The sequence below is a fragment of the Asanoa sp. NPDC049573 genome, assembly GCF_040676615.1.
GTDB lineage: Bacteria > Actinomycetota > Actinomycetes > Mycobacteriales > Micromonosporaceae > Asanoa.
The window spans coordinates 77,383-102,730 of the sequence record NZ_JBFAPI010000019.1; the positions used below are offsets into that span (position 1 = coordinate 77,383).

Consider the following 25,348-nt stretch of genomic DNA (forward strand, 5'->3'; position numbering starts at 1 on the left):
GTATGAAGATCGTCGACATCCGGGCCACCACCGTGACCGTGCCGCTCGAGGCGCCCCTGCGGCACGCGAGCGGCGCGCACTGGGGCCGGTTCGTGCGCACGATCGTCGAGGTCGAGGCCGACAACGGCCTGGTCGGCCTCGGCGAGCTGGGTGGCGGCGGCGAGAGCGCGGAGGCCGCCGTGCGCGGCCTCCGCGACTACCTCGTCGGCCACGACCCGGTCAACCTGGAAGCGCTGCGGTTCGCCATCGCCAACCCGACGGCGAGCCTCTACAACAACCGGATCCAGCTGCTGGCCGCGATCGAGTTCGCCTGCCTCGACCTGGTCGGGCAGCACCTCGACGTGCCGGTGCACGACCTGCTCGGCGGGCGGATCCGCGACCGCGTGCCGTTCGCGTCCTACCTGTTCTACCGCACCTCCAACGCGGCCGGCAGCGGCGAGGTGCGCACCGCCGAGCAGCTCGTCGAGCACGCCCTGGCGCTCAAGGCGGAGCACGGGTTCACCGTGCACAAGCTCAAGGGTGGTGTCTTCCCGCCGGAGTTCGAGCTGGCGGGCTACCGGGCGCTGGCCGAGGCGATGCCGGGCGACCGGTTGCGCTACGACCCCAACGGCGCGTTGTCGGTGGCCCAGGCCCGCCGGTTCGGTGCGGCGATCAAAGATCTTCCCAACGACTACTACGAAGACCCGACCTGGGGGCTCAACGGCGTACGCCAGTTGCGCGACCTGGGCATTCCGCTGGCCACCAACACGGTGGTGGTCAACTTCGAGCAGCTGGCCACCAACGTGCGGGACCCTGCCGTCGACGTCGTGCTGCTGGACACCACGTTCTGGGGCGGGATCCGGGCCTGCGTCAAGGCGGCTGCGGTATGCGAGACGTTCCAGCTCGGCGTCGCCGTGCACTCCTCCGGGGAGCTGGGCATCCAGCTCGCCACGATGCTGCACCTCGGCGCCGTGCTGCCCAACCTCTCCTACGCCGCCGACGCGCACTATCACCACCTCACCGACGACATCATCGCCGGCGGCAAGATGTCCTATCAGGACGGTGCGATCGCGGTGCCGTCCGGGTCGGGGCTCGGTGTCCGGCTCGACCGCGACAAGGTGGCGGAATACGCCGAGCTCTACAAGGAGCTGGGCGGCTATCCGTACGACCGCGACCCGGCGCGCCCCGGCTGGTATCCGTTGGTGCCCAACGAGCGTTGGGCCGATCCCGCGATCGCCACGTGAACGCCCGTTGGCGGCCGGCCCGCAACTGGGGCGCCCGGGTGCACGAGGTCACCGCCCACGGCCACCCGGCCGTGGTGCTGGAGAACGAACTGCTCCGGGTGACCGTGCTGCTGACCGGCGGGCACGTGGTGGAGTTCAACCACAAGCCGCGCGACCGCGACCACGTCTGGCTGGCGCCGGACGCGGTCCGGCCGCCGGCCTCCGGCGGCGCGGCCGCCGACGACGTGGCCGCGTTCCTCGACAGCTATCCCGGCGGCTGGCAGGAGGTGCTGCCCAACGGCGGCGCACCGGCCCGCCACCGGGGCGCGGCCCTGGCCCAGCACGCCGAGCTGACCGGATTGCCGTGGGACTGCGAGGTGCTGGTCGACGAGCCCGCCGAGGTCGTGGTGCGGCTGAGCGTGGCCGCCCGGCGCACCCCGCTGCACCTGAGCAAGGTGCTCCGGCTGCGGGCCGGCGACGCGACGCTCTGGGTCGACGAGGAGCTGACCAACGCCGCACCCGTGCCGGTCGAGGCGATGTGGGGACAGCACCTGGCCTACGGCGCGCCGTTTCTGCGACCCGGGCACCAGATCACGCTGCCCGACGGCATCCAGGTGCACCCGCACCCGGAGCCGATCAACCCGCCGGTGCGGTCGGTGCGCGCGGGCGGCCCGTACCCGTGGCCGGTGGTTCCCGGGCCGGACGGCGACGAGACAGACCTCAGCGTGATCCCCGAGCAGGGCGGGCCCAGCGAGATCGTCTACCTCAGCGGCTTCGGCGACACCGGCTGGTACGAACTGCGCGACCCGGCCGACGGCACCGGCATCCGGGTCAGCTGGGACGCGACCGTGCTGCCCTACCTGTGGCTCTGGCACGAACTCGGCGCGACCACCGGCTACCCGTGGTGGGGCCGGGCCTACGTGGTCGGGCTGGAACCGTTCTCCAGCCACCCGACCGAGGGACTCGCGCGCGCCGTCGAGAACGGCACCGCGCTGACCCTCGCTCCACACGCGACACTGCGCCTGCACTGGTCGACGGGAGTGATCTGCGATGGGTGATTTCGACGGCAAGGTGGCCCTGGTCACCGGCGGCACGCTGGGCATCGGCGAGGCGGTCGTGGAGCGGTTGGTGTCCGGCGGCGCGTCGGTCGCCTTCTGCGGTCGCGAGGCGGACGCGGTCGCGGGGCTCGAGGCGCGCTTCGGGGACCGGGTGTCGGGATCCGTCGCCGACGTGGCCGACCCGGCGGCGATGGAGGGGTTCGTCGCCGGGTCGGTCGACCGGTTCGGCGGCCTCGACATCGTGGTGACCAGTGCCGGGATCCAGCGCTACGGCACGGTCGAGGAGACCTCCGACGCGCTCTGGGCGCAGGTCCTAGACGTCAACCTCAAGGGCGTGTTCCTCACCTGCCGGGCGGCCATGCCGCACCTGCGGGCCCGCGGCGGCGGCGCGATCGTCGCCGTCTCGTCGGTGCAGGCCTACGTGTCACAGCACGGCGTCGCCGCGTACGCCGTCAGCAAGGCCGGCATCAACGCGCTGGTGCGGTCGATGGCCCTGGACCACGCCGCCGACCACATCCGGGTCAACGCGGTCTGTCCCGGCTCGGTCGACACGCCCATGCTGCGCTGGGCCGCCGACCTCTACAAGGGCGACTCGACGGTCGAGGAGACGGTGGCCACCTGGGGCCGCACGCATCCGCTCGGCCGGGTCGCCCGCGCTTCCGAGGTGGCCGAAGTGGTCGCCTTCCTCGCCAGCGACCGCGCCTCGTTCGTCACAGGCGCGGAATACCGGGTCGACGGCGGCCTGCTCGCCGTCAACCCGGCCGCACTCCCCCAGTAGTCGCAACTGATGGAGGAAAAAATGAACCGTCGGACCCTGCTCGGAGGCGCCGCCGGTGCCGCCGGGCTGGCTGCCCTCGGCGTGACGGCCACCCCGGCCGCCGCCGCAGGCAAAGCCGCACAGCCGCCCGTGGTGCTCTCGGCCACCCCCAACACCAAGCTCAACAACCTCTTCACGGCGTACGCCAACACCGGTGTCGGTTGGACCGGCGCGGACAGCACGTACTCGGCGAAGCTCTCCGGTGGCCGGGAGATCTGGATCTTCTCGGACACCTTCCTCGGGCCGGTCAACCCCGACGGCGGCCGGCCGCTGACCGCGCCGTTCATCAACAACTCGGTCATCGTTCAGCGCGGCGACGAGCTGTCGACCGTCACCGGCACCGTCGACGGCGAGCCGGCCGCGATCTTCCGGCCCCAGACCGAGGGCAACTGGTACTGGATGGGCCCGAACCTGGTCACCGGCAACGTCTGGCAGCAGGTCGTCAACGAGTACGAGAAGACCGGCCCGGGCGGCTTCGACCTGGCCTATGTGAACACCGCCGTGGCCCGGGTCGACACCGACCGGCTGGACCGCCCGGTGAGCTACCACCCGCTCCCCTCGCTGCCGCCGACCATCAGTTGGGCGGCCTGGCTGCAACGGGTCGGCGCATTCACCTATGTGTACGGTGTCGAGGACCTCGGCGCCGAGAAGCACATGCACGTGGCCCGGGTGCACGGCACCGACCTGCGCGGCGCCTGGCAGTTCTGGACCGGCGACGGTTGGTCGGCCGACCCGACCGCGTCGCGGCGGGTGCTCACCGGCGTGGCCAACGAATACAGCGTGACGCCCTGGCGCGGCCGCTACCTGCTGGTCACGCACGACACCACGGAGCTCTTCAGCGCGAAGATCGTCGCCTACGTGTCGGACCAGCCGACCGGCCCGTTCACCGGCAAGACGGTCATCTACACCACCCCGGAGACGGGGCCGAACGGCAGCTACGGCAACCCGAACATCATCACCTACAACTCGCACATCCACCCCGAGCACAGCACCGACCGGAAGCTGCTGCTCACCTACAACGTCAACACGCTCGCCAACGACGACCACTACAAGGACGCGAGCATCTACCGACCGCGCTTCGTCGACGTGGAGCTGTCGTGAGGCTGCACCCGGACGCGCCGGAGCCCTACACGCTCTTCGACGGCCTGCTCAGCAGGCCCCGGCTCGACCACGCCGAGTGCGTCGTGGTCGCGCCGGACGGCGCGCTGTGGTGCGGCGGTGAGGGCGGGCAGATCTACCGGATCGACGGTGACCGGATCGAGGAGGTGGCCTCGACGGGGGGCTTCCTCCTCGGCCTGGCGCTGGGCCCCGACGCGCTCTACGCGTGCGACCTGGCGCTGCCCGGCCTGTGGCGGCTCGATCTGGCGACCGGCACGCTGGCCCGCTTCGGCGCCGACATCCCGGGTCACCCGCTGGTCAACCCGAACTACCCGGTGCTGATGCCGGACGGCGGCCTGCTGGTCTCGGACAGCGGCCGGGCCGGCGAGCCCCGGGTGGGCCTGCTGCGCTACGACCCGGACGGGCGGGGTGAGGTGTGGCTCGACGAGCCGCTCGACTTCGCCAACGGCCTGGCGTGGAGCCCGGACCACCGGACGCTCTACGTCGCCGAGTCGTGGGGCTACCGGGTCGCGGCGATCGACGTCGACGCGGACGGGCGGCCGGTCGGGTCGGCCCGCACCTACGCGCAGACGCCAGGGTTCATTGTGGACGGTCTGGCCGTCGACGATGACGGCGTGCTCTACGTCGGGGCGTACGAGCCGAGCGCGGTGCTCCGGATCCCGGCACCCGGCCAGGTCGAGGTCTTCGCCCACGACGAGACCGCGCACCTGCTCTGCCACCCGACCAACCTGGCGTTCCGCGGCCGGGAACTGGTCGTGGCCAACTTGGGACGCTGGCACCTGACCGGCTTCAAGCTCGGTTAGGCGTTCGCGGCCTCTTCGCTGCTGAGGATCTCGGCGGCCGCGTCGGCCACGGCCGGCGCGTCGGGCCCGGTGACCGTCACCGCCACCTCGGTGCCGGTCACCGCGCCCATCGCCATCACGGCGAGCACGCTGCGGGCGTTGGCCTTCTTCTCGCCCGCGACCAGCTCGATGGTGTTCTCCTTGTGTTGCCCGGCGAGCTTGGCCAACTGGCCGGCTGGCCGGGCGTGCAGCGGCTTGGGCAGCAGCACCGACCGCTCCGCGACGGCGTCGGCGTCGCCGTCCTCAGAACTTGGCGGCATCGCGGGCCTCCTCGGCGGCCTGCGCGACGGCGTCCAGGTCGGCGCCGCCCCCGGCCGCGACCGCGGCGGCCACCGCACCCTCCACGAACGGCGCGTCGACCAACCGGGCGGTGGCCTCCCCGGCGAGGTCGGCCAGCACCGCCCGGGCGCTCAGCACCGCGCTGCCCAGGTCGGGGATCAGCAGCACGCCGGAGCCCGCGTCGGCGTCTCCGATCGCCGCCTCGATCCGGTCGGTGCTGGTGCCCAGCCCGCCGCCCTCGACGCCGCCGGCCGGCACCACCGTCGCGCCGCCGGCGATCTGCTGCGCCAACTCGGCCGCGCCCTCGGCGAGTGCGGCGCTGTGCGAGACGAGCACGATGCCTACGAGTCCCAAGCCTTCGGTCACGGTACGGCCACCTCGATCCGCTCGTTCACCAGCGCGGCGACCTCCCCGGCATCGGCCAGCCGCAGCGCGTCTTCAAACAGGGTGCGGCACTGGCCGGTGTCGAGCCGGCGCAGCCGCCAGCGGGTCTCGTCGACCCGCGCCACCGCGACGCTGACCGAGCGCACGCCGGCGCCGACCAGCAGCGGCAGCGTGGTCGGGTGCGAGCCGGCGTCGCCGCACACGGTCAGCGACAGGCCGGCCCGGTCGGCGGCGGCGACCACCCGGCCGATCATTTCCAGCACCCGCGGGTGTGCGGCCAACTCGGTGCGCGCCCGCGGGTCGACCCGGCTCAGGTCGAGCACCTCCGCCGTCAGGTCGTTGCTGCCGATCGAGAAGAAGTCGACCGCCTGGCCGAGCGCGTCGAGGATGTCGACCGCGGCGATCGTCTCGACCATCGCGCCGACAGGCGGGACGGGCAGGTCGAGGTCGGCGGCGGCGGCCTGGGCGGCGGCCCGCACCGGCGCCATCTCGCCGACGCTGGTGACCATCGGCACCATGATCCGCAGGTCGACGTCGCGGCCGGTCGCGAGCATCGCCCGGACCTGCGCGGCCAGCGCGTCCGGGTGGTCGAGCAGCACCGGCAGACCGGCGGGGCCACCGGCCAGGAACGGCGGGATCTTGTCGTTGGCGAAGTCGAGCAGCCGGGCGGTCACCTGCTTGCCGCTCGCCTCGGCCAGCAGCGGCGCCAGCGCCCGGCGGTGCTCCGCCTCGTCCGGCCAGCGTTCGGCCGTCATGAACGGGATCTCGGTGCGGACCAGGCCGACCCCGACAGCACCCATGTCGAGGCCGAGGCGAACCTCCACATCGGACGCGACATTGCAGTAGAGACCGAACGCCTGGCCGTCGGCGGTGACGTGGGGCAGGCCGCGTTCCGCGGCGAGCAGCGCGCGGCGCTCGACCGCGCGGGCCGACGCCGCCTCGGTGCGCTCGACCTCGGCCGGCGACGGTTCGGCGACCACCGCGCCGGCGTCGGCGTCGACCAGCAGGTCGGTCGCGTCGGGCAGGTCGAGCACTTCCGGGTCGACGCCCATCACCAGCGGGAGGCCGACCGACCGGGCGACGATCGCCGCGTGCGAGTTGGCACCGCCGCGCACCGCGACTGCGCCGACCAGGCCCGCACCGAGATGCTCGATCAGGTCGGCCGGGCCGAGTTCGCCGGCGACCAGCACGAAGCGGTCGCCGGCCGGTGCTCCGCGGCCACCGCCGGGATAGGCCAGTCTTTCCAGCACGCGGCGACCGACCTGGCGCACGTCGGCGGCGCGCTGGCGGAGCGCGTCATCGGGGAGGGAGTCGAGGATGGTGGCATAGGCCTCGATCGCGTCGCGCACGGCGGGCAGCGGTCGGTCGGTGCCCGCCGCCTGCTTCGCGGAGTCGAGCAGGTCAGGGTCGGCGGCGATCAGCGCGCCGACACCCACGATGTCGGCGGCGGCGGTGCGGCCCTGTGCGCGTACCCGGTCGGCGACCTGGTCGAGATCGGCGGCGACGGCCGCGAACGCCGCTTCCACCTCGGCCTCGCCGATGTCCACGACGCCGGCCGGCAGCGGCCGGTCGGCACGCCAGGAGCCGGCGACGGCGGCTCCCGGTGCGACGCCCTGCCCGGACCACCGGGTCACGAGGCCTCGCCGGCGGCCACGGAGGCCAACGCGCGCAGGATCAGGGCGGTGGACGTGGCGCCCGGGTCTTCGTGACCGATACTCCGCTCGCCGAGGTAGCTCGCGCGGCCCTTGCGGGCCAACATCGGACCGGTCTCGTGCCGGCCGCGGTCCGCCGCCTCCGCGGCGGCGGCGGTGGCCGCGGCCAGGTCCCCGCCCTTCTCGACCGCCACCTGGTAAGCGGTGACGGCCGGGCCGAGGGCGTCGAGAATCGTCTTGTCGCCCTCGTGCGCGGCACCGAGCTGCTGGATCCCGTTGAAGGCGGCCTCCAGGGCGGCGCCGAGCCGGGCGGCGTCGACGTCCGTGACGTCGCCCAGCGACTTGCCGGCCTGGCGGAAGGCGGTGCCGTAGAGCGGCCCGGACGCGCCCCCGGTCTTGCTGATCAGCCCCCGTCCGACGGTGGTCAGCACCGAGCCCGGTGTGTCCGCCTCCGCGTTGTCGAGCATCTCGACCGCCGCCTGAAACCCTCGGCGCAGGTTGATGCCGTGATCGCCGTCGCCGATCGCCGCGTCGAGCTCGGTCAGCTCCCCGGCGTGCTCGGCGATCAGACGGTTGACCTCGCCCACCCAGGCGCGAAAGGCGCTCGTGTCCATCAACGACCCCAACGCAGCGCCGGCGTCTGCACCGGGAAGTCCCACAGCTCGGTGAGGTCCGGCGTCATCCGGGTCACGGTGATCGAGCAGCCGGCCATCTCCAGGCTGGTGATGTAGTTGCCGACCAGGTTGCGGGTGATGGTGGCCCCGTGGCCCTCCAGCCATTCGGCGACGGCGGCGTAGACCACGTATAGCTCGATCAACGGTGTGCCGCCCAGGCCGTTGACCATGACCATGACGTCGCCGGAGAGCGGCATGTCGGCGTGGATCGCGTCCAGCGCGTAGCCGGCGACCTCCCGCGCCGTGGTGACCGGGCCGCGCTGCCGGCCCGGCTCGCCGTGGATGCCGACGCCCAGCTCGATCTCGGTGTCGCCGAGCTCGAAGCCGGGCTTGCCGGTGGCCGGGATGACGTTGGCGGTCAGCGCCACGCCGAACGACCGGGAGCGCTCGTTGACCTCGCGCCCGACCGCCGCGCACGCGCCCAGGTCGGCGCCGCGCTCGGCCGCCGCACCGACGATCTTCTCGACGAAGACCGTGCCGCCGGTGCCCCGCCGGCCCGCGGTGTAGGTGCTGTTCTCGACGGCGACGTCGTCGTTGACCAGGACCGTCTCGACCGGTGTGCCGTCGTCTCCGGCCAGTTCGGCGGCCATCTGGAAGTTGAGCACGTCGCCGGTGTAGTTCTTCACGATGTGCAGCACCCCGTTGCCGCCGTCGACCGCGTTGGTGGCGGCCAGCAACTGGTCGGGCACCGGCGAGGTGAAGACCTCGCCCGGGCAGGCCGCGTCGAGCATGCCGTAGCCGACGAAGCCGCCGTGCAGTGGTTCGTGGCCGGACCCGCCGCCCGAGACGAGCCCGACCTTGCCCGCCGTCGGCCCACGAGAGATGTAGCGGTCCTCGAGGTTGACGGTCAGGTCGGGGTAGGCGGCCCCGAATCCGATGAGCGCGTCGGTGAGCACCGCGTCGGGCGCGTTGATCAGCTTCTTCACGACTCTGACTCCTTTTCCGGCTATCCCGCGAGTGCCCGATGAGCGAGGCGGAAGAACGAGGATCAGGCCCCGCGATCAAGTCGCGCCGGGCACGTGGCCGCGCGGCGCGCGCGAATGCCACCCCTGCCAATAAGAAGCCTAGCCGTCGTTCAGGTGTGCGGGATCCGGCTTCGCGGAATCGCCGGACCGGTGGAGTCCCGGGTTACCAGGGTTGGTGCGATGAGTTGCTTGCGGGGCTCCGTGCCGGGTCCGTCGGCGATCTGCTCCAGCAGCAGGTCGACCGCGGTGCTGCCGACCTCTTGCGCGGGCAGCCGCACCGTCGTCAGCGACGGCAGCAGGAACTCGGAGAACGGGTAGTCGCCGAAGCCGATCACCATCATGTCGCCGGGGACCTTGAGGCCCTGCTCGTGTAGGGCGCGGTAGAGGCCGAGCGCGAAGTAGTCGTTGCCGACCACGACCGCGTCGGGCAAGGTGGCCCGGCGCAGCAGCCGGCGCGCGACCCGGTAGGCCTGCTCGGGCTGCCACGGCAGCGCCGCCTCTTCGTAGCGGCGGGTGGGCACCGAGATCACGCTGCCCCGGGGCACCGGCAGATCGGCTTCGGCCATCGCCCGGCGGAAGCCAGCGACGCGGTCGGCGATCGTGGTGATGGGCAGGTCCTCCTCGAGGACCACGATCGAGCGCGCGCCGCGGGCGATCGCATGCGCGGTGGCCTGGTAGGCGCCGACCTCGTTGTCGGTGCCGACGAAGTGGTAGCCGAGGTCGGGCAGGTCGCGGTTGATCAGCACGGTCGGCACGCCGACCCCGCCCAGCCGGCGCCACGGGTCGACCTTGCCCTGCACCGGCACGACGATCGCGCCGCTGACCGAGGAGCGCAGCAACGACTCGGCCGCGCGCGCCTCGATCTCCTCGGACTCGTCGGTGACCGCGAGCAGCATCGAGTAGCCGTGTGCCCGGGCGCGCACCTCGATGCCGGAGATGAGCTGTGCGTAGAAGGGGTTGGACGGGTTGGTGATGACCAGCCCGAAGGTCATCGCCGAGCCGAGGACGAGCGAGCGGGCCAGCGTGTTGGGCACGTAGCCGACCCGCTCGGCCTCGGCACGCACCAGCGCGCGGGTGCGCGCGCCGATGCCGTCCTTTCCGGACAGTGCGCGGGAGACGGTGTTGACCGACAGGTCGAGCGTCGCCGCGATGTCGCGCAACGTGTGCCTGCGGCCCTCAACCATCCCCGTGCCCTCAGCTCTTGGCGGTCAGATAGATACGCATTGTGGCCGACGGATGGTCGCCAGCCAACGTGCCACGCAACCGCAGCCACTGGCCGAAACCGCTGACCGGCCAGGTGACCAGGCCGGCGGCGGTGACCAGGTGCTCCTCGCCGTCGAGGTCGCACCAGGTCAGGCCGTCCGGCGAGATCTGGGTGGCCAGCCGCACGGCCAGGTCGTCGCCGGCGGTGGCCAGCGTGTGCACGAACCAGCGTGCCTCGCCGGCCCAGGCCGCCTCGTAGGGCTCGGTGACGAAGTCACCGGTGAACGTCGTGTCCCGCTCGAGGACCGCTGTCAGTGCCTGCCGCATGTCACCACTCCGTGGAGATGAGAACGGAATCCAGGAAGAGGAAGTTGCGGACGGTCGAGTGGGTCCGCACGGAGAAGTAGAAGTTGAGCAGGTTCTCCAGGGAGTCGTAGCGCTCCGCATAGGGCGGCACCGGGACATCGGACATGTCCATCAGCCGGTCGTTGACCTGCAACTCGACGCTGCGCCGGGCCTTCGTGTCGATCAGCCAGCGCAGGTAGTGCCAGTTGACCTTGGTGGGCACCTCGTTGTAGCAGAGCTCCTGCGGCTCGCCGAACGGCTTCCAGTCGTCGGGGTTGGGCGCGGTGAAGTCGGCGCCGTAGCCCAGCTTGACCTTGCCCTCCAGGTGCTCGCGGGGCGTCGGCTCGGGCACCACGGGGTAGACCCACTGGCGGGCGAGCTGGTTGTCGAGCGAGGTGTTCAGGTAGCGCGCGACGGTGTGGTAGCGCAGGCCGCCGTCGCCACACAGGTCGGTGGCCACCGTGAAGCAGCCGAACTGCGCCTCCGACGGGTGCAGGTTGCCGTCCCAGGTGACATCGCCGAACCGGTCGCTGCCGGACGGGTCGACGGTCGCCTCGGCCTTGAAGGTGAAGTAGGCCTCGAGTTGCAGGAGCCCCCGGCCGCTCATGGTGAGCCGGCGGATCGCCGTCGCGGTGTGGCCTTCGTAGGGTCGGGTGGCCAGCTTGAGCGCGTAGGTGCCGCTCATCGCGCCGTGCGTGCCGATGTCGAAGAACGTGCACGACGACAGTTGCGGTGGCCGGAAGTCGCGCATGTGGTCGTCGACCGTGGAAAGGTCGCCGCGACCGTTGTAGTTGCCCAACAACTCGGTCCAGCCGTGCGTTCCGGAATTGAAGTCGTCGTGGGCGAGAATCCGCCGCAACGGCGAGAACTTCGACAACCGGGGGTCGGCCGACCTGATCGCGTCACGAAGTTCGGCGGCCGTGTCGGGCCGCTCCGATGTGGTCATCCAGCGCTCCTGGAAAAGGTTGGTGTCGCGGACGGACATTAACGTTAATGCGAGAAGGGCGTCAAGGGTCGGCGCCAGCCACGGCAGCGAGATCGAGAGACGTTCGCCCAGGTCATGCCCACGTTCCATACCGGAGAGTTCCTCACGATGCTTGACGGGGGTGGACCGGACACCTAGCATCGGCCAGCAGCTCCATTAACGTTAACGTAGCAATAGGACCGACCATGACGGCGTATCTGATCCGGCGCATCGTCTTCGCGCTGTTCGTCCTCTGGGGCGCGGTGACGATTGTGTTCCTGGTGCTGCGACTCGTTCCTGGAGACCCGGCGCAGCTCATTCTGGGCTCCGACGCGACCGCGGAAGAGATCGCGGCATTGCGCACGCAGATGGGGCTCGACCGGTCACTGCCCGTGCAATACGGGCACTATCTGAGCGACGTCGCGAGATTCGATTTCGGCGATTCCTACCGCTACCACCGGGACGCGATGGGCCTGGTTCTGGACCGGCTGCCCGCGACGCTGCAACTCGCGGTCACCGCGATGGTGATCGCGCTGGTCCTGGGCATCGGCCTCGGCGTCCTGGCTGCGCTGCGGGTCAACCGGTTCACCGACCGGGTGGTCTCGGTGTTCGCCCTGCTCTCCCAGTCGATGCCGTCGTTCTGGATCGGCATCGTGTTCATCCTGGTCTTCGCACGGCAGCTCAACTGGCTGGCCAGCGGCGGCCGTGGCGGGCTCGACCGGCTGATCCTGCCGGGCCTGACGCTCGCCCTGCCGGTCATCGCGATCCTGATCCGGCTCACCCGCAGCGGGCTGCTCGACGTCGTGCACGAGAACTACATCCAGACCGCCCGGGCCAAAGGGCTGGGCGAACGGGTGGTGATCTTTCCGCACGCCATCCGCAACGCGCTGATCCCGATCGTCACGGTGGCCGGCATCGAGTTCGGCAAGCTGCTCGGCACCGCGGTCGTCGTCGAGACGGTCTTCTCCTGGCCGGGCTCCGGGCGCCTGCTGATCGACTCCATCTCGGCCCGCGACTACAACGTCGTCCAGGCCGCCATCCTGCTGATCGCCGCCGGGTTCGTCGTCATCAACCTGATCGTCGACGTCCTCTACGGCTACCTCGACCCGCGCATCCGACTGGGACGGTGAGCATGGACCGCACCGCTGTCGCGGCGCCGGCGACGGACCTGCCGCCGCCCGTCGACATGGCACCGAGAACAAGCAAGCCGCTCGGCCGGGCCCGGATCATCGGCTCGCTGGTCGTGATCGGGCTCTACGTGCTCGCCGCGATCTTCGGACCGATCCTGCTGAAGTACGACTCCGTCGCCACCGACCTCGGCGCCCGGCTCAAGCCGCCCGGCACCACGCTCCCCGACGGCAGCTTCGCCCTCTTCGGCACCGACCAGGTCGGCCAGGACGTGCTCGCGCAGATGATGCAGGGCGCCCGGGTCTCGATCACCGTCGGCGTCGCGACCCTGCTGCTCGCCGGGATCATCGGGGTCGCGGCCGGGCTGGCCGCGGGCTATCTCGGCGGCTGGCTCGACGCGGTGCTGATGCGCCTCGCCGACGTGCAGCTCACCTTCCCGTCGATCCTGCTGGCCGTCTTCATCGCGTCGGTCCTCGGGCCGAGCGTCGTCAACATCGTGATCGTGCTGTCGATCTCCAACTGGGTGACGTTCGCGCGGGTCACCCGCAGCCAGGTGCTGAGCATCAAGGAGCGCGACTTCGTCGACGCGGCGCGGACCCTCGGCGCCCGTTCGTGGCACCTGGTCACCCGCACGATCCTGCCCTCGGCCGTCGCCCCGATCCTGGTCGTGGCGACAGTCGAGCTGGGGCACGTGATCCTGGCGGAGGCGTCGCTGAGCTTCCTCGGTCTCGGCACCCCGGCCGGCACCCCGAGTTGGGGCGTCACCATCGCCAACGGCCGCGACTACCTGTCCAACGCGTGGTGGATCTCCACCATCCCCGGCATTTTCCTGGCCATCCTGGTGATCAGCTTCGGCGTGCTCGGCGACGCCCTGCGCGACCGGTTCGACCCCCGGCTGAGGAGCATGTGATGGCGTTGTTGTCGGTGCGCGACCTCACCGTGCGCTTCCGCACCCGGGCCGGCACCATCACCCCGGTCGACGGGGTCAGCTTCGACCTGGCCGAGGGCGAGACGCTCGCGGTGCTCGGCGAGACCGGCAGCGGCAAGAGCGTCACCGCGCAGGCGCTGATGGGCCTGGTGCCGCGTCCGGCCGGCCGGATCACCGGCGGCGAGATCCGCTACGGAGGCACCGACCTGCTCGCCCGGCCCGCCGCCGAACGCCGCCGGCTCAACGGCACCGACCTGGCGATGGTCTTCCAGGACCCGCTGAGCTCGCTCAACCCGGTGTTCCGGGTCGGCACCCAGATCGGCGAGCCGTTCCGGCGCCGGCGCGGCGCGTCCCGGGCGGAGGCCCGGCGCAAGGCGATCGAGCTGATGGAACGGGTCGGCATCCCGGCCGCCGCGCGCCGGGTCGACGACTTCCCGCACCAGTTCTCCGGCGGCATGCGGCAGCGCGTGATGATCGCGATGGCGCTCGCGCTGCAACCCAAGGTGCTGATCGCCGACGAGCCCACGACCGCGCTCGACGTGACCGTGCAGGCGCAGATCATGGCACTGTTGGCAGAGCTCAAGGCCGAGCACCGGATGTCGATGATCATGATTACGCATGACCTCGGCGTGGTCGCCGGCGTCGCCGACCGAGTCATGATCATGTATGCCGGCCGGGTCGCCGAGACCGGACCGCTGCGCGAGGTGTACGAAGCAGCGGGGCACCCGTACACCCGTGGTCTGATGGCCTCGATCCCCGAGGTGTCGGACCGGCGCGACCGGTTGACCCCCATTCCCGGAGCGCCGCCCGACCTGACCCGGCTGCCCGGCGGTTGCCCGTTCCGGCCCCGCTGTGCCTTCGCCACCGAGGTCTGCGCCGCCGAGCGACCACCGTTGCTGCCCGTGCCGACCCGGCCCGCGACCCACCTGGCCGCCTGCCACCACGCCGAGGAGGTGGTCACCGATGGCGTCGCCCGCTGAACCGCTGCTGTCGGTGCGCGACCTGCACACCAGCTTCCCGATCCGGTCCGCGCTGCTGCAGCGCAAGGTCGGCGCCGTGCAGGCCGTCGCCGGGGTCTCCTTCGACCTGGCCGCCGGCCGCACGCTGGGCCTGGTCGGCGAGTCGGGCTCGGGCAAGACCACGCTGGCCCGCACGGTCATCGGCCTGGAGAAGCCAGAGTCCGGCACGGTCCGATTCGAGGGGCGCGACCTGCTGGCACTGTCCGGAGCCGAGTTGCGGCAGAGCCGACGGCAGATCCAGATGGTCTTCCAGGACCCGTACGCGTCGCTGAACCCGCGGCTCACGGTGGAGCAGATCATCAGCGAGGCGTGGCGGGTGCACCCCGGCGTCGTGCCCCGCGACCGGTGGCCGGGCGAGGTGAAGGACCTGCTGGCCCGGGTCGGGCTCAACCCGGACCACGCCGACCGCTACCCGCACCAGTTCTCCGGCGGGCAGCGCCAGCGGGTCGGCATCGCCCGGGCCCTGGCGCTGCGGCCCCGCCTGGTGATCTGCGACGAGGCGGTGTCGGCGCTCGACGTGTCGGTGCGGGCCCAGGTGCTCAACCTGCTCGCCGACCTGCGGGCCGACCTCGGGCTGTCCTACCTGTTCATCGCGCACGACCTGTCGGTGGTCCGCCACCTGTGTGACGACGTCGCGGTGATGTATCTCGGCAAGGTGGTCGAGCGCGGCAGCCGGGAGCAGGTCTTCACGGCTCCGGTGCACCCATACACGCAGGCGCTGCTCTCCGCGGTGCCGGTGACACGGCCGTGGGCGGCGCCGCCACGGCAGGAGATCATCCTGTCCGGCGACATCCCGTCGCCGGTGTCGCCGCCGAGCGGCTGCCGGTTCCGCACCCGGTGCTGGAAGGCGCAGCCGCGGTGCGCGAGCGAGGAGCCGGCGCTGGTCGACCGGCTCGACGAACATCCCGCGGCCTGTCATTTTCCCGAACTACCCAGCGAGGTGGCGGCGTGAGCGTGCGGTTGGTCCTGGTCCGGCACGGCGAGTCGCTCTGGAACACCGAGAAGCGCTACCAGGGTCAGGCGGACTCGGGGCTGACCGAGCGCGGCCTTGCTCAGGCCGAGGTGGCCGCCGCGATCGTCGAGGCCGGGTTCGGCACCGCCGACCTGGTGCTCACCAGCGACCTGCCGCGGGCCCGCGACACCGCCGCCGCTTACGAGAGCAGGTTCGGCGGCGTCCCGGTGCGGGTCGACGCCCGGCTGCGCGAGATCGACGTGGGCGACTGGACCGGGCGGACGTTCGCCGAGGTCGCCGCCGCGCATCCCGAGCGACTCGCCGAGTTCGAGCGGGGTGTGGACGTGCGCCGTGGCGGCGGCGAGACGTTCGCCGAACTGCGCGAGCGGGTCTGGGCGGCCCTGACCGAAGCCGCGGCCGAGGTCGGCGCCGGCACGGTGGTGGCGTTCGCACACGGCGGCTCGATCCGGGTGGCCGCGGCCGCCGCGCTGCGGGTGCCGCCGCCCGGCCACCGCCAGTTCTCGCCGCCGGTCAACTGCTCGCTCACCGTCATCGACTACGGCGGCCCGGACGCCACCCACGCGCTGGTCGCCTACAACCAGCCGACCGCGGCCGGGGCCACCGGCGGGGCCGACTAACCGGCACCGCGGGTGCCGGCCAAGCCGACTAACCGGCACCGCAGGTGCCGGCCAAGCCGACTGACCGCTCAGGAAGGGAAGCCATGCTCACCGGTTCGTTCACCTTCGTCGCCATGACCTACAACCTGTGGGGCGACGCCCACCTGGAGCGGCGCGAGCCGGCGATCCGCGACCTGCTGGAGACCCGCCCGCCGGACCTGCTGGCGACGCAGGAACTGCGCCCCGGGTCCCGCGCCGTCGTCGACGCGGCACTGCCCGGCCACGAGCGGGTGCACGACGACTTTCCCGGCTGGGCGGTGCAGAGCAACCTGTGGTGGCGCAGCGAGGTGTTCGGCCACCTCGAGCACGGCGCACGCGACGTCGGCATCCTCGACGAGCACGCCCGGCTCTTCTGGGTGCGGCTGCGGGCCGCCGGCACCGACCTGGTCTTCGCGACCGCGCACCTGACCTGGCCGGGCCACCGCGAGGAGCGGGCCGACCGGGCCAACCGGCGCACCGGCCAGGCCGAGGCGGTGGTCGCGGCGCTCGACGAGATCGCCGGCACCGCACCCTGCCTGTTCACAGTGGACATCAACGATATCGGCGAACCGTTGTGGGTGCTCGGCAACGGCGGCTTCCTCGACTCCTTCACCGCGCTGGGCCGGACGTCGCCGGTCACCCACCCGGTCGCGCCGTTACCCTTCGCCACCGGCCGGGGCACCCGGCTCTCCCCGCTGGGCTCTCCGGCCAAGGCCATCGACTGGATCTTCGCACGCGGGCCGATCACCACCCGGTCGAGCGAGGTCGTCGAGTTCTTCTCAGACGGCATCGCGCCCTCGGACCACAAGCCCGTCGCGGCCACCTACACCCTGCCACCCGGTTGACCGACCAAGGAGAGGCAATGACCGCAAACTCTCGTGCCGCGCGCGTCCTCGTCGCGGCCACGCTGGTGCTCGGCCTCGCGGCCTGCAGCAGCGGCGACGATTCCGGTGACACCGCAGACCAGGTGCTGCGGTACGCGCCGCAGCTGTTCCCGGTCTCGCTCGACGTACAGCAGTACCCCGCCGAGGAGCCCGTGCAGACCACGGTGCAACAGGCGCTGGAGACCCTCACCGTCATCGACAACGGCCAGCCGGCACCCAAGCTGGCCACCTCGTGGGACACCCCGGACCCGAAGACCTGGGTCTTCCACCTGCGCGAGGGAGTGAAGTTCAGCGACGGCACGCCGTTCACCGCCGCCGACGTGAAGGGGTCGATCGAACGGTTGATCTCACTCAAGGGCTCGCTGGCTCCGCTGCTCTCGACGGTCACCGCGATCGAGGCCACCGACGACAAGACGCTGACCGTACGCACCTCGGCGCCCCTGGGCACGCTGCCGAGCAGCCTGTCGCTGATCTTCATCGGCCAGGGTGCCAAGGTCGGAGACGACGCCTACTGGCAGAAGCCGGTCGGCACCGGACCATTCAAGATCGACTCGTTCAGCCCCGACGACAAGGTGGTGCTGACCCGCAACGAGGGCTACTGGGGCGAGAAGGCCAAGGTGGGTCGGCTGGAGATCCTCGACATGCCCGAGGTCGCCGCCCGGGTGACCGCGCTGTCCAACAACGAGGTCGACGTCCTCGCGTCGATCCCGCCGGACCAGGTCGCCGAGGTGTCCGATGTGGATGGCGTGAAATACGGCACCGGTGACAGCTACAACTACTACTTCGTCTGGTTCAACCAGAACCGCAAGCCGTTCGACGATGTCCGGGTCCGCCAGGCCCTGCTGCACGCGCTCGACCTGCAGGGCACCATCAGCGGCCTGTTCGGCGACCTCGGCACGGTCGGCCGGTCGCCGGTCACCCAGGCGGTCTTCGGCGCGACCCAGCTCGAGCCGCCGTCGCACGACACCGAGTTGGCCAAGCAGTTGCTGGCCCAGGCCGGCTATCCCAACGGCATCGAGATCTCGATGCAGTGGCCGCTGGAGGGTGGACCCAACATCAAGGCGATGGCACAGGCGTTCATCTCGGACTGGGCCAAGGCCGGCATCAAGGTGCAGCCGCAGGAGAAGGAGCGGGCCACCTGGCTCAAGGACTTCGGCGCGCTCAACTGGGACATGAACCTGCAGACCAACACCACCGGCACGGGCGACGCCGACTTCACCCTGAACCGGCTCTACACCTGCGCCGCCAAGCGGCTGGGCTACTGCAACAAGGACCTGGACGCGATCCTGGCCCAGGCCCGCGCGTCGCTCGACCCCAACGAGCGCAAGACGCTCTACGCCCAGGCTGACAAGATGCTCTGGGACGACGCGGTCGCCGTCTTCCCGGTCGACCTGAAGAACAACTACGCCGTCCGCGACAACGTCCAGGGGTTCGAGATGCCGGTCAACGGTCGCCCGGACTTCGCCAAGGTGTCGATCGGATAAGTGATGACCGACCTGTGGGCAGGCGTCGACGTCGGCACGCAGAGCCTGCGCGTGCTGCTCGCCGCGGCCGACGGCACGGTGGTGGCGCGCGCAGGCGTGCCACTGACCGGCCGCCGGCACGGCGAGCGGCACGAGCAGGACCCGGCGGCCTGGTGGGCGGCGCTCGGCGACGCGTTCCGGGCGGCGCTGCGCGAGGTCGACCCGGCCCGGGTCGGCGGCCTCGCCATCTGCGCGACCTCGGGCACCTTCCTGCTCGCCGACCGCGATGGACGACCACACACCCCGGCCCTGATGTACGACGACGCCCGCGCCACCGACGAGCCCGGCGCGCAGCGCACCTGGGCCCTGCCCAAGCTGCGCTGGCTGCTCGAGCACGGCCCGGCCGGCGTGCGGGCCGGGCTGGAGGGCGGCGGCCTGGCCCTGCGGCACTGCGGCGACCACCTGGCCGAGCGGTTGACCGGCGGCCGGGTCGCCACCGACTGGACCAGCGCCCTCAAGACCGGCTACGACCAGGGCTGGCACGCGCCCGGCATCCCGCCGACCGCGCTGCCGGCCGTGGTGCGGCCCGGCACGACGATCGGCACCGTCGGCCCGGCCGGCGCGGCACACACGGGGCTGCCGGTCGGCGTCCCGGTCCGCGCCGGGCTGACCGACGGCTGCGCCGCGCAGGTCGCGGCCGGCGCGCTGGCGCCGGGAAGCTGGAACTCGGTGCTCGGCACCACCCTGGTGCTCAAGGGTGTCACCGCCGACCGGCTGACCGACCCGTCCGGCGCGGTCTACTCGCACCGGCACCCGGACGGCGGCTGGCTGCCCGGTGGTGCGTCCAATGTGGGCGCCGCAGCGGTCGACGACCGGTTCCCCGGCGCCGACCGCGAAGCGCTCGACCGGGCCGCGGCGGCCCACGAGCCGGCCGGCGCGGTCGTCTACCCGCTGCGCGGGCGGGGCGAGCGCTTCCCGTTCGTGCGACCCGACGCGACCGCGTTCACGCTGGGCCAGCCGGCCGGCGACGCCGACCGTTATGCCGCGGTGTTGCAGGGTGTCGCCTTCGTCGAGCGGCTCAGCTACGCCCACCTGCGCCGGCTCGGCGCCGACACGAGCGGGCCACTCTCGTTGACAGGCGGGGCGACCCGCAGCCGCTACTGGTCGCAGCTACGGGCCGATGTGCTCGGCCGCGCGGTGACGCTGCCGGCGACGGCCGAGCCGGCCCTCGGCATGGCGGTGGTCGCGGCGGCCGGCGACGGCGACCTGACCGCGGCCGCCGCGCGCATGGTCCGGATCGCCGGCACGCTGGAGCCGCGGGCCGGCGATCGATTCGCCGAGCCGTTCGCCCGCCTCGTCGACGCCCTCGCCGAGCGCGGCTACGTCGACCCCGCACTCGCCGCCGCAGCCAAGGAGCCGTCTTGACGCACACGACCGTGGTGCTGGCCCGGCACGGGCGCACCGCCTGGCACCACCCGAACCGCTACACGGGCCGCAGCGACGTGCCGCTCGACGAGGTCGGTGTGGCCCAGGCGGCCCGCCTCGGCGCCTGGGCGGCCGGCGCCGGCTTCGCGGCGCTGGCCTGCTCGCCACTCCAGCGGGCCCGGCAGACCGCCGCGGCGGTGACCGGGCTGGTGCCAAGGGTCGACCCGCGGCTGCGCGAACTCGACTTCGGCGTGGCCGAGGGGCACACGCTCGACGAGATGCGGGCCGCCGACCCGGCGGCAGTGGCCCGGTTCGAGGCCGACCCGGTGGCCGGGCACTTCCCGGGCGGCGAACCGCCCGGCGCGGCGGTCGACCGGGCGCTGGCCGCGTTGACCGAACTGGCCGCGGCGTACGCCGGGCAACAGGTCCTGGTCGTCGCGCACAGCACGCTGATCCGGCTGGTCACCTGCGCCGTGCTCGGCGTGCCGCTGTCCGACTACCGCCGCCGGTTCCCCGCCCTCGAACCGACCTCGACCACCACGCTGCGCTTCCCCGAGCCGGTCGGCGTCCTCTCCTACAACGCGCCGCGATGAACGAGATCGTCATCGGCGTCGACGCCGGCACCACCGTCACCAAGGCCGTCGCGTTCGATCCGGCCGGGGTGGCGCTGGCCCGCGCGGCCCGGCCGACCGTGCTGCACCGGGCCGGCGACGGGCGCTACGAGCAGGACGCCGGCGCGGTCTACGGGTCGGTCGTCGAGGTGTTGCGCGAGTTGCGGCAACGGCTGCCCAACCCGGTCGCCGCCGTCGGGATCACCGCGCAGGGCGACGGCCTGTGGCTGCTCGACCGCGACGGCGAGCCGGTCCGTCCGGCGATCTCCTGGCTGGACGCCCGGGCCACGCCGATCCTCGATCGCTGGACGGCGGACGGTCTGGCCGAGCGGGCCTACCGGCGGACCGGCAACTACCCGTTCCCGGGCAGCGCCGGGCCGTTGCTGGCCTGGCTCGACGCGCACGAGCCGGCCGCCCTCGACCGGGCCGCGACCGCCGGTTACTGCAAGGACATGGTCGTGCAGCGGCTCACCGGGCTGCGGGCGACCGACCCGTCGGACGCGTCGGCGCCGTTCCTCGATCCGCACACCCGCGGCTATGCCGATGACCTGATCGCCGCCTGCGGGCTCGAACACCGCCGGAAGCTGCTGGCCCCGGTCCTCGACGCACCGCACGCCCCGCTGTCGGCGGCCGCCGCCGCGCACACCGGTCTGCCGGCCGGCCTGCCGGTGGTCGGCGCGCCTTACGACCTACCCGCCTCGGCCTGGGGTGCCGGGGTCCGCTCGCCCGGAGACGGCCTACTCACCGTCGGCACCACACTGGCCTGCCAGGTGCTCCGGGACGCGGTCGACACCGGCGGCGAGCCGGCCGGGCTGACGCTGAGCACCTGGCAACCCGGCCGGTGGTTGCGGGCGCTGCCGGCGATGGTCGGCACCGCGGCCCTCGACTGGGTGCTGAGGCTCGTCGGGGCCACCGTGGCCGACCTGCCGGCGCTGCTCGACGCGGGCCGGTCCGGCGAGCTGACCGTGCTGCCCTTCTTCGCCGAGGCCGGCGAGCGCGCACCGTTCGTCGCGCCCCGGGCCCGCGGCCGGATCGACGGGCTGCACCTCGGGCATGCGCCGGCCGACGTGGTGCGGGCGACCTGCGAGGCGATCGCCTACAGCGCCCGGCACTGCCTGACGGCGGCGGAGCTGACCGGCGCGCTGACCGCGTGCGGCGGCGGCGTCGCCGCACAGGGCTGGGCCCAGATCTTCGCCGACGTGCTCGACCGCCCGGTGCGGGTGCTCGCCGGCGAGGAGATCGGCGCCCGCGGCGCGGCGCTGGCCGCACTGTCCACAGTGGCGGCCGAGCCGGCCGGCTGGACGCTCGCCGGCAGAATCTTCGAGCCCGTCGCGCCGGACCGTTACGCCGCCGGCTACGACCGATACCTGGCGCAGATCGCGCAGGCCCGACCGAACTGGAGCTGACCACCATGCGCGTTCTCGTCGCCGGCGACCACTTCGTCACCAACGACCTGATCGTCGCCGCCCTGGGCGACGTCGCCGGGCTCGACATCCGGACCCTCACCCTGCCCTGGCCGCTCGTCCCGTTCGGCAAGGTGGCCGAGGTCGACGAGGCCTCCGGCGACGAGCACGCGCTGATCGCGGCACTGTCCGGTGTGGAGGTGGCCATCACCCAGATGGCGCCGTTCACCGCCCGGGTGCTCGCCGCCGCCGACACGCTGCGGTTGCTGGTGGTCTGCCGGGGCGGGCCGGTCAACGTCAACCTCGACGCCGCGGCGGCGGCCGGCGTGACGGTGCGCTCGACACCCGGGCGCAACGCCGTGGCCGCGGCCGAGCACACGATCGCGCTGATGCTCGCCGCCCTGCGCCAGATACCCGACCGCGATTCCGGCGTACGGGCGGGCGAGTGGCGCAGCGACCTCTACGCGCTCGACCAGGTCGGCGGCGAACTGGCGGGCAGCACCGTCGGGCTGGTCGGCTACGGGGCGATCGGGCGCCGCGTCGGCCGGATCCTGACCGCGTTCGACGCCCGGGTGCTGGTGCACGACCCCTACGCCGACCCGGCCACCCTCGACGCCGCCACCGCCGTCGACCTCCCGGAACTGCTCGACCGCTCGGCGGTACTGAGCCTGCACGCCCGGCTGACCCCGGAGACCGCCGGCATGATCGGCGCGGCCGAACTGGCGCGGCTGCCCCGCGGCGCCGTGCTGGTGAACACGGCCCGGGGCGGGTTGCTCGACTATGCCGCCGTGGTCGACGCGCTCGACCGCGGGCACCTCGGCGGCGCGGCGTTCGACGTGTTCGACGCCGAACCGCTGCCGGCCGGCTCGCGCCTGCGCGACGCACCCCGTGTCGTGCTGACCCCGCACCTGGCCGGCGCGACCCGGGAGACCGCGGCCCGCGCCGCGCGCCTGGCCGCGGCCGAGGTCGCCGCCTACGCCCGCTAGGACCCGCAGTTCCGGCTGGTGCGCTCGACCGTGTATTCGTGATCGTCGGTGGTGATTCCCGAGCGCTCCCCGCCGAAGGAGGCCTCGGTCTTCTCTCTGGCCCGGCGCTGCTCGTAGTGCAGGTGTGGTGCCCCGGAGTCGCCGGTGCTGCCGACCTTGCCGATCTGCTGGCCGGCCGCGACGTCGTCGCCCACCCCGACGAGTGGCGGTTCCAGCATGTGCAGATACTGCGTCTCCCAGCGGTCGCCGTGGTCGATCTTCACCCAGTAGCCACCGCCGCGGCCCTTGGGTCCTTGCGGGTGTGCCGGATTCCGCCCGCCCAGCGCGCCGTTGATCCCCGATTCGACGACCGTGCCGCCGGCCGCGGCCAGCACCGGCCGGCCCCACGCCTCGCCCTCGGTCGGGAACAGGTCGACGTCGAAGTCGTCGTGGCCGGGGTAGGTCGACAGCCGCCAGGTCTCACCGCAGGCCACCGGGAGTTGGAAGAGCGGGCGCGGCCCGGGCCGGCGGAGCCGGTCGACCACCAGCAGGCCCAGCACGGTCACCACGACGATGGCGACGCCAGCGGCCGTGCCGCGCCGTTGCGCGGCGGTCACCGGGCGGCCAGGAATGTCTCGACAGCGGTGGCGAACGCGTCGGGCTCGGTGGGGTGCACCAAGTGGCCGACCGGGATCGTGACCAGCTCACCGGCCGGGATGCGGGCCGCCATCCGGGCCATCGGGTCCTGCGGCAGAAAACTCCGCGGCCCGCCGGCGACGACCAGCACGGGCACCGGGATGCCGGCCAGCTCGTCCCACCACTGTGGATCAGGCGCGTTCAGCGCGGCCAGCACCGACGGGCGGACCTCGCGGTCGTAGTAGGGCGCCGTCTCCGGCAGCCCGGTCGGGACGGGGATGCCCAGCGGCACCGGCGGGGGGCACTCCTCCAGCACCAGCGCCTCCATCCGCTTCGGCGCGGCCAGGGTGGCCAGCAGGCCGACCAGGCCGCCGAGCGAGTGGCCGACCAGCACCACCCGGTCGAGGGCCAGCGCGTCGAGCAGGGCCAGCAGGTCGTCGCGGAAACCGGTCACCGAGTAGGGGCCCGTGCGCTCGCTGTCGCCCATCCCGCGCAGGTCGGGCACGTAGACGGGGCGGTGCCGGGCGAACCGCGGTGCGAGCGTGTCCCAGGTGCTGCCGTCGCCCCCACCGCCGTGCAGCAGCACCATCGGCACGGCGCCGGACGGGCCGGCCAGCCTGCGATAGGCCAGCCGGACCCGCCCGGCGTACGCGTACTCGGTCATGCTCCGGACCCTATGCCGGTCAGCCTTCGGTCGTCACCTGGTAGGCGGCCTCGTTGTCGGCGTTGTCGACGTCACCGGCGATGTCCATCCGGACGGTGCCGGAAACGGGGTCGCTGTCACCGCCGAAGAACAGTTGGATGGTCACGGTGCGGGACTGGCCCGGCGCCAGGTCCGGCAGCGTGATCTGGTCGATGCGGCTGGCGCCGTCCTGCACCACGTGCACCTCGCTGCCGCGGCGGGCGCCGATGACCGAGTGCACGCCGCCGTTGGTCGACCGGACGTTGAGCAACGGGTACCTCACCGGGTGGGCACCCTCGTTCCGCACCGTGACCACGAGGTTGCCTTTCCAGGCGCCGAACTCGTCGCGGCTCGCCCGCACCGGACCGGCCACCGAAACGGCGACGTCGGGGCCGAACCGGGTCGGTCCGGCGACCTGGCGGAAGCCGTTGCCGGTCCAGCCGTAGAAGCGGAACTGGATGGCCCCACCGGCCCCGGCGTCCTTCCAGAGCAGCTGCACGCGGCCCCGATCGAGCGCGCCGATGTCGTGGATCCGGCCGAGCGCGCTTGGTTGCGGCACCTCGGTGGCGACCTGGCCGAGCAGGCGGACGCCGTTGGTGCCGGCCCGCGTGACGACGACCACCTGGCGCAGGTCGAACTCGCCGGGCCGGCAGCGCAGCAGGACGATGGCGTCCTGGTCGCCGTCGTGGTCGGCATCGGCGATCACCACGTCGGGGCCGAACGCGATGTTGTCGCGCGGGCCACCGAACACGTGCCGGCCGTCGGTGAACCGGACCGGGCCCGAGGGGCAGTCCGATCCCGTCCACCGCGGAACGGTGAAGGTGGCGTCGCGCACCTCGTCGGCGGTGAGCGGCTTGGGCTTGCCGTGGGACAGCGTGACCGGCTCGGCCGCGAGCGGCGTGGCCTGCGGTGCCTCGGCGCCGACGGTGGGGACGATCTCGGGCAGGCTGCTGGCGACCGGCGTGGCGCTGGCGGAGCAGGCGACGGCACTGCCGGCGACGGCGACGAGGGCTAGGCCGAGGGCGGTGCGGGCGGCGGTGCGGGTCGGGAACGCGAACATGGCTGGAGTCCTTCCATCGAGGTGTGTGCCAC

Annotated in this window: 27 protein-coding genes; 16 read left to right on the forward strand and 11 right to left on the reverse strand. The window is 72.6% G+C overall.

The window, feature by feature from the left end; translation table 11 throughout:
- Nucleotides 1–2: 2 nt before the first annotated feature.
- Genes AB0J74_RS31880 through AB0J74_RS31900 form a run of 5 tightly spaced genes read left to right on the forward strand, consistent with a single transcriptional unit; the run spans nucleotide 3 to nucleotide 4,999 of the window.
- On the forward strand, nucleotides 3–1,223 hold the full coding sequence (locus tag AB0J74_RS31880; RefSeq protein ID WP_363454575.1) for an enolase C-terminal domain-like protein: 1,221 nt from the start codon (nucleotides 3–5) through the stop codon (nucleotides 1,221–1,223).
- Nucleotides 1,220–2,260 carry a hypothetical protein gene (locus AB0J74_RS31885; RefSeq protein WP_363454577.1) on the forward strand — a complete coding sequence of 347 codons (1,041 nt, stop codon included), beginning with the start codon at nucleotides 1,220–1,222 and terminating at the stop codon, nucleotides 2,258–2,260. Before AB0J74_RS31880 ends, AB0J74_RS31885 begins: the two co-directional genes overlap by 4 nt.
- Nucleotides 2,253–3,038, forward strand: coding sequence for an SDR family oxidoreductase (locus AB0J74_RS31890; protein ID WP_363454579.1), 786 nt, complete (start codon nucleotides 2,253–2,255; stop codon nucleotides 3,036–3,038). Before AB0J74_RS31885 ends, AB0J74_RS31890 begins: the two co-directional genes overlap by 8 nt.
- A 21-nt stretch (nucleotides 3,039–3,059) precedes the next feature.
- Entirely contained in the window at nucleotides 3,060–4,178 is a 1,119-nt protein-coding gene (locus AB0J74_RS31895; protein ID WP_363454581.1) for a DUF4185 domain-containing protein, read from the forward strand.
- Nucleotides 4,175–4,999, forward strand: a complete 825-nt coding sequence (locus AB0J74_RS31900) for an SMP-30/gluconolactonase/LRE family protein (RefSeq protein WP_363454583.1) — start codon at nucleotides 4,175–4,177, stop codon at nucleotides 4,997–4,999. The genes AB0J74_RS31895 and AB0J74_RS31900 overlap by 4 nt, the downstream gene beginning before the upstream one ends.
- On the opposite strand, the gene AB0J74_RS31905 is transcribed toward AB0J74_RS31900, so the two are convergent.
- The 8 genes from AB0J74_RS31905 to AB0J74_RS31940 all read right to left on the reverse strand — a co-directional run bounded on the left by AB0J74_RS31905 (nucleotide 4,996) and on the right by AB0J74_RS31940 (nucleotide 11,486).
- Nucleotides 4,996–5,298 carry an HPr family phosphocarrier protein gene (locus AB0J74_RS31905; RefSeq protein WP_363454585.1) on the reverse strand — a complete coding sequence of 101 codons (303 nt, stop codon included), beginning with the start codon at nucleotides 5,296–5,298 and terminating at the stop codon, nucleotides 4,996–4,998. The genes AB0J74_RS31900 and AB0J74_RS31905 overlap by 4 nt on opposite strands.
- Entirely contained in the window at nucleotides 5,282–5,683 is a 402-nt protein-coding gene (dhaM, locus tag AB0J74_RS31910) for a dihydroxyacetone kinase phosphoryl donor subunit DhaM (protein WP_363454587.1), read from the reverse strand. Before dhaM ends, AB0J74_RS31905 begins: the two co-directional genes overlap by 17 nt.
- Nucleotides 5,680–7,335 (reverse strand): putative PEP-binding protein, encoded by a 1,656-nt coding sequence (locus AB0J74_RS31915; RefSeq protein WP_363454589.1) that lies wholly within the window; start codon nucleotides 7,333–7,335, stop codon nucleotides 5,680–5,682. The genes dhaM and AB0J74_RS31915 overlap by 4 nt, the downstream gene beginning before the upstream one ends.
- Nucleotides 7,332–7,967 carry a dihydroxyacetone kinase subunit DhaL gene (gene dhaL, locus AB0J74_RS31920; RefSeq protein WP_363454591.1) on the reverse strand — a complete coding sequence of 212 codons (636 nt, stop codon included), beginning with the start codon at nucleotides 7,965–7,967 and terminating at the stop codon, nucleotides 7,332–7,334. Before dhaL ends, AB0J74_RS31915 begins: the two co-directional genes overlap by 4 nt.
- Nucleotides 7,967–8,953, reverse strand: a complete 987-nt coding sequence (gene dhaK / locus AB0J74_RS31925; protein WP_363454593.1) for a dihydroxyacetone kinase subunit DhaK — start codon at nucleotides 8,951–8,953, stop codon at nucleotides 7,967–7,969. The genes dhaL and dhaK overlap by 1 nt, the downstream gene beginning before the upstream one ends.
- Nucleotides 8,954–9,102: 149 nt before the next feature.
- Entirely contained in the window at nucleotides 9,103–10,176 is a 1,074-nt protein-coding gene (locus tag AB0J74_RS31930) for a LacI family DNA-binding transcriptional regulator (protein WP_363454595.1), read from the reverse strand.
- Between the two features lie 10 nt (nucleotides 10,177–10,186).
- The gene (locus tag AB0J74_RS31935; protein WP_363454597.1) at nucleotides 10,187–10,522 is read right to left on the reverse strand and encodes a hypothetical protein; all 336 of its coding nucleotides are present in this window, start codon (nucleotides 10,520–10,522) and stop codon (nucleotides 10,187–10,189) included.
- 1 nt (nucleotide 10,523) lies between these two features.
- A complete protein-coding gene (locus AB0J74_RS31940; RefSeq protein ID WP_363454598.1) occupies nucleotides 10,524–11,486 on the reverse strand; it encodes a DUF6772 family protein in 963 nt (320 codons plus the stop codon).
- 224 nt (nucleotides 11,487–11,710) lie between these two features.
- Here AB0J74_RS31940 and nikB point away from each other — a divergent pair, with 224 nt between their 5' ends.
- From nikB to AB0J74_RS31995, 11 genes are all read left to right on the forward strand, one after another.
- Complete coding sequence (nikB, locus tag AB0J74_RS31945; protein ID WP_363454600.1) at nucleotides 11,711–12,634, forward strand: nickel ABC transporter permease; 924 nt, start codon at nucleotides 11,711–11,713, stop codon at nucleotides 12,632–12,634.
- A gap of 2 nt (nucleotides 12,635–12,636) precedes the next feature.
- Nucleotides 12,637–13,542 (forward strand): ABC transporter permease, encoded by a 906-nt coding sequence (locus AB0J74_RS31950; protein WP_363454602.1) that lies wholly within the window; start codon nucleotides 12,637–12,639, stop codon nucleotides 13,540–13,542.
- A complete protein-coding gene (locus AB0J74_RS31955) occupies nucleotides 13,542–14,540 on the forward strand; it encodes an ABC transporter ATP-binding protein (RefSeq protein WP_363454604.1) in 999 nt (332 codons plus the stop codon). The genes AB0J74_RS31950 and AB0J74_RS31955 overlap by 1 nt, the downstream gene beginning before the upstream one ends.
- Nucleotides 14,524–15,531: an oligopeptide/dipeptide ABC transporter ATP-binding protein gene (locus tag AB0J74_RS31960; RefSeq protein WP_363454606.1), complete on the forward strand. Its 1,008-nt coding sequence runs from the start codon at nucleotides 14,524–14,526 to the stop codon at nucleotides 15,529–15,531. The genes AB0J74_RS31955 and AB0J74_RS31960 overlap by 17 nt, the downstream gene beginning before the upstream one ends.
- On the forward strand, nucleotides 15,528–16,169 hold the full coding sequence (locus AB0J74_RS31965) for a histidine phosphatase family protein (protein WP_363454608.1): 642 nt from the start codon (nucleotides 15,528–15,530) through the stop codon (nucleotides 16,167–16,169). Before AB0J74_RS31960 ends, AB0J74_RS31965 begins: the two co-directional genes overlap by 4 nt.
- Before the next feature lie 83 nt (nucleotides 16,170–16,252).
- Nucleotides 16,253–17,032 (forward strand): endonuclease/exonuclease/phosphatase family protein, encoded by a 780-nt coding sequence (locus tag AB0J74_RS31970; RefSeq protein WP_363454610.1) that lies wholly within the window; start codon nucleotides 16,253–16,255, stop codon nucleotides 17,030–17,032.
- Nucleotides 17,033–17,049: 17 nt separating this feature from the next.
- The gene (locus tag AB0J74_RS31975; protein WP_363454612.1) at nucleotides 17,050–18,555 is read left to right on the forward strand and encodes an ABC transporter substrate-binding protein; all 1,506 of its coding nucleotides are present in this window, start codon (nucleotides 17,050–17,052) and stop codon (nucleotides 18,553–18,555) included.
- A gap of 3 nt (nucleotides 18,556–18,558) precedes the next feature.
- On the forward strand, nucleotides 18,559–19,959 hold the full coding sequence (locus AB0J74_RS31980; RefSeq protein ID WP_363454614.1) for an FGGY family carbohydrate kinase: 1,401 nt from the start codon (nucleotides 18,559–18,561) through the stop codon (nucleotides 19,957–19,959).
- A complete protein-coding gene (locus AB0J74_RS31985; protein WP_363454616.1) occupies nucleotides 19,956–20,552 on the forward strand; it encodes a histidine phosphatase family protein in 597 nt (198 codons plus the stop codon). The genes AB0J74_RS31980 and AB0J74_RS31985 overlap by 4 nt, the downstream gene beginning before the upstream one ends.
- The gene (locus AB0J74_RS31990) at nucleotides 20,549–21,976 is read left to right on the forward strand and encodes an FGGY-family carbohydrate kinase (protein WP_363454618.1); all 1,428 of its coding nucleotides are present in this window, start codon (nucleotides 20,549–20,551) and stop codon (nucleotides 21,974–21,976) included. Before AB0J74_RS31985 ends, AB0J74_RS31990 begins: the two co-directional genes overlap by 4 nt.
- A 5-nt stretch (nucleotides 21,977–21,981) precedes the next feature.
- Nucleotides 21,982–22,959, forward strand: coding sequence for a 2-hydroxyacid dehydrogenase (locus AB0J74_RS31995; RefSeq protein ID WP_363454620.1), 978 nt, complete (start codon nucleotides 21,982–21,984; stop codon nucleotides 22,957–22,959).
- Here AB0J74_RS31995 and AB0J74_RS32000 read toward each other — a convergent pair.
- Genes AB0J74_RS32000 through AB0J74_RS32010 form a run of 3 tightly spaced genes read right to left on the reverse strand, consistent with a single transcriptional unit; the run spans nucleotide 22,956 to nucleotide 25,316 of the window.
- A complete protein-coding gene (locus tag AB0J74_RS32000) occupies nucleotides 22,956–23,513 on the reverse strand; it encodes a M23 family metallopeptidase (RefSeq protein WP_363454684.1) in 558 nt (185 codons plus the stop codon). The two genes, AB0J74_RS31995 and AB0J74_RS32000, sit on opposite strands and share 4 nt — an antisense overlap.
- Nucleotides 23,514–23,551: 38 nt before the next feature.
- Nucleotides 23,552–24,238: an alpha/beta hydrolase gene (locus AB0J74_RS32005; RefSeq protein WP_363454622.1), complete on the reverse strand. Its 687-nt coding sequence runs from the start codon at nucleotides 24,236–24,238 to the stop codon at nucleotides 23,552–23,554.
- A gap of 19 nt (nucleotides 24,239–24,257) precedes the next feature.
- Nucleotides 24,258–25,316 (reverse strand): hypothetical protein, encoded by a 1,059-nt coding sequence (locus AB0J74_RS32010; protein ID WP_363454624.1) that lies wholly within the window; start codon nucleotides 25,314–25,316, stop codon nucleotides 24,258–24,260.
- Nucleotides 25,317–25,348: the final 32 nt, after the last annotated feature.

Bases quoted from the DNA above. Each gene is read 5' to 3' on its own strand.
- AB0J74_RS31990 (WP_363454618.1), top strand. From the start codon at position 20,549: ATGAACGAGATCGTCATCGGCGTCGACGCCGGCACCACCGTCACCAAG.
- AB0J74_RS31955 (WP_363454604.1), top strand. From the start codon at position 13,542: ATGGCGTTGTTGTCGGTGCGCGACCTCACCGTGCGCTTCCGCACCCGG.
- AB0J74_RS31970 (WP_363454610.1), top strand. From the start codon at position 16,253: ATGCTCACCGGTTCGTTCACCTTCGTCGCCATGACCTACAACCTGTGG.
- AB0J74_RS31880 (WP_363454575.1), top strand. From the start codon at position 3: ATGAAGATCGTCGACATCCGGGCCACCACCGTGACCGTGCCGCTCGAG.
- AB0J74_RS31995 (WP_363454620.1), top strand. From the start codon at position 21,982: ATGCGCGTTCTCGTCGCCGGCGACCACTTCGTCACCAACGACCTGATC.
- AB0J74_RS31960 (WP_363454606.1), top strand. From the start codon at position 14,524: ATGGCGTCGCCCGCTGAACCGCTGCTGTCGGTGCGCGACCTGCACACC.
- AB0J74_RS31940 (WP_363454598.1), bottom strand. From the start codon at position 11,486: ATGACCACATCGGAGCGGCCCGACACGGCCGCCGAACTTCGTGACGCG.
- AB0J74_RS31905 (WP_363454585.1), bottom strand. From the start codon at position 5,298: ATGCCGCCAAGTTCTGAGGACGGCGACGCCGACGCCGTCGCGGAGCGG.
- AB0J74_RS31935 (WP_363454597.1), bottom strand. From the start codon at position 10,522: ATGCGGCAGGCACTGACAGCGGTCCTCGAGCGGGACACGACGTTCACC.
- AB0J74_RS31930 (WP_363454595.1), bottom strand. From the start codon at position 10,176: ATGGTTGAGGGCCGCAGGCACACGTTGCGCGACATCGCGGCGACGCTC.
- AB0J74_RS31890 (WP_363454579.1), top strand. From the start codon at position 2,253: ATGGGTGATTTCGACGGCAAGGTGGCCCTGGTCACCGGCGGCACGCTG.
- AB0J74_RS31975 (WP_363454612.1), top strand. From the start codon at position 17,050: ATGACCGCAAACTCTCGTGCCGCGCGCGTCCTCGTCGCGGCCACGCTG.
- AB0J74_RS32010 (WP_363454624.1), bottom strand. From the start codon at position 25,316: ATGTTCGCGTTCCCGACCCGCACCGCCGCCCGCACCGCCCTCGGCCTA.
- AB0J74_RS31980 (WP_363454614.1), top strand. From the start codon at position 18,559: ATGACCGACCTGTGGGCAGGCGTCGACGTCGGCACGCAGAGCCTGCGC.
- AB0J74_RS31895 (WP_363454581.1), top strand. From the start codon at position 3,060: ATGAACCGTCGGACCCTGCTCGGAGGCGCCGCCGGTGCCGCCGGGCTG.
- nikB (WP_363454600.1), top strand. From the start codon at position 11,711: ATGACGGCGTATCTGATCCGGCGCATCGTCTTCGCGCTGTTCGTCCTC.
- AB0J74_RS32005 (WP_363454622.1), bottom strand. From the start codon at position 24,238: ATGACCGAGTACGCGTACGCCGGGCGGGTCCGGCTGGCCTATCGCAGG.
- dhaL (WP_363454591.1), bottom strand. From the start codon at position 7,967: ATGGACACGAGCGCCTTTCGCGCCTGGGTGGGCGAGGTCAACCGTCTG.
- AB0J74_RS31950 (WP_363454602.1), top strand. From the start codon at position 12,637: ATGGACCGCACCGCTGTCGCGGCGCCGGCGACGGACCTGCCGCCGCCC.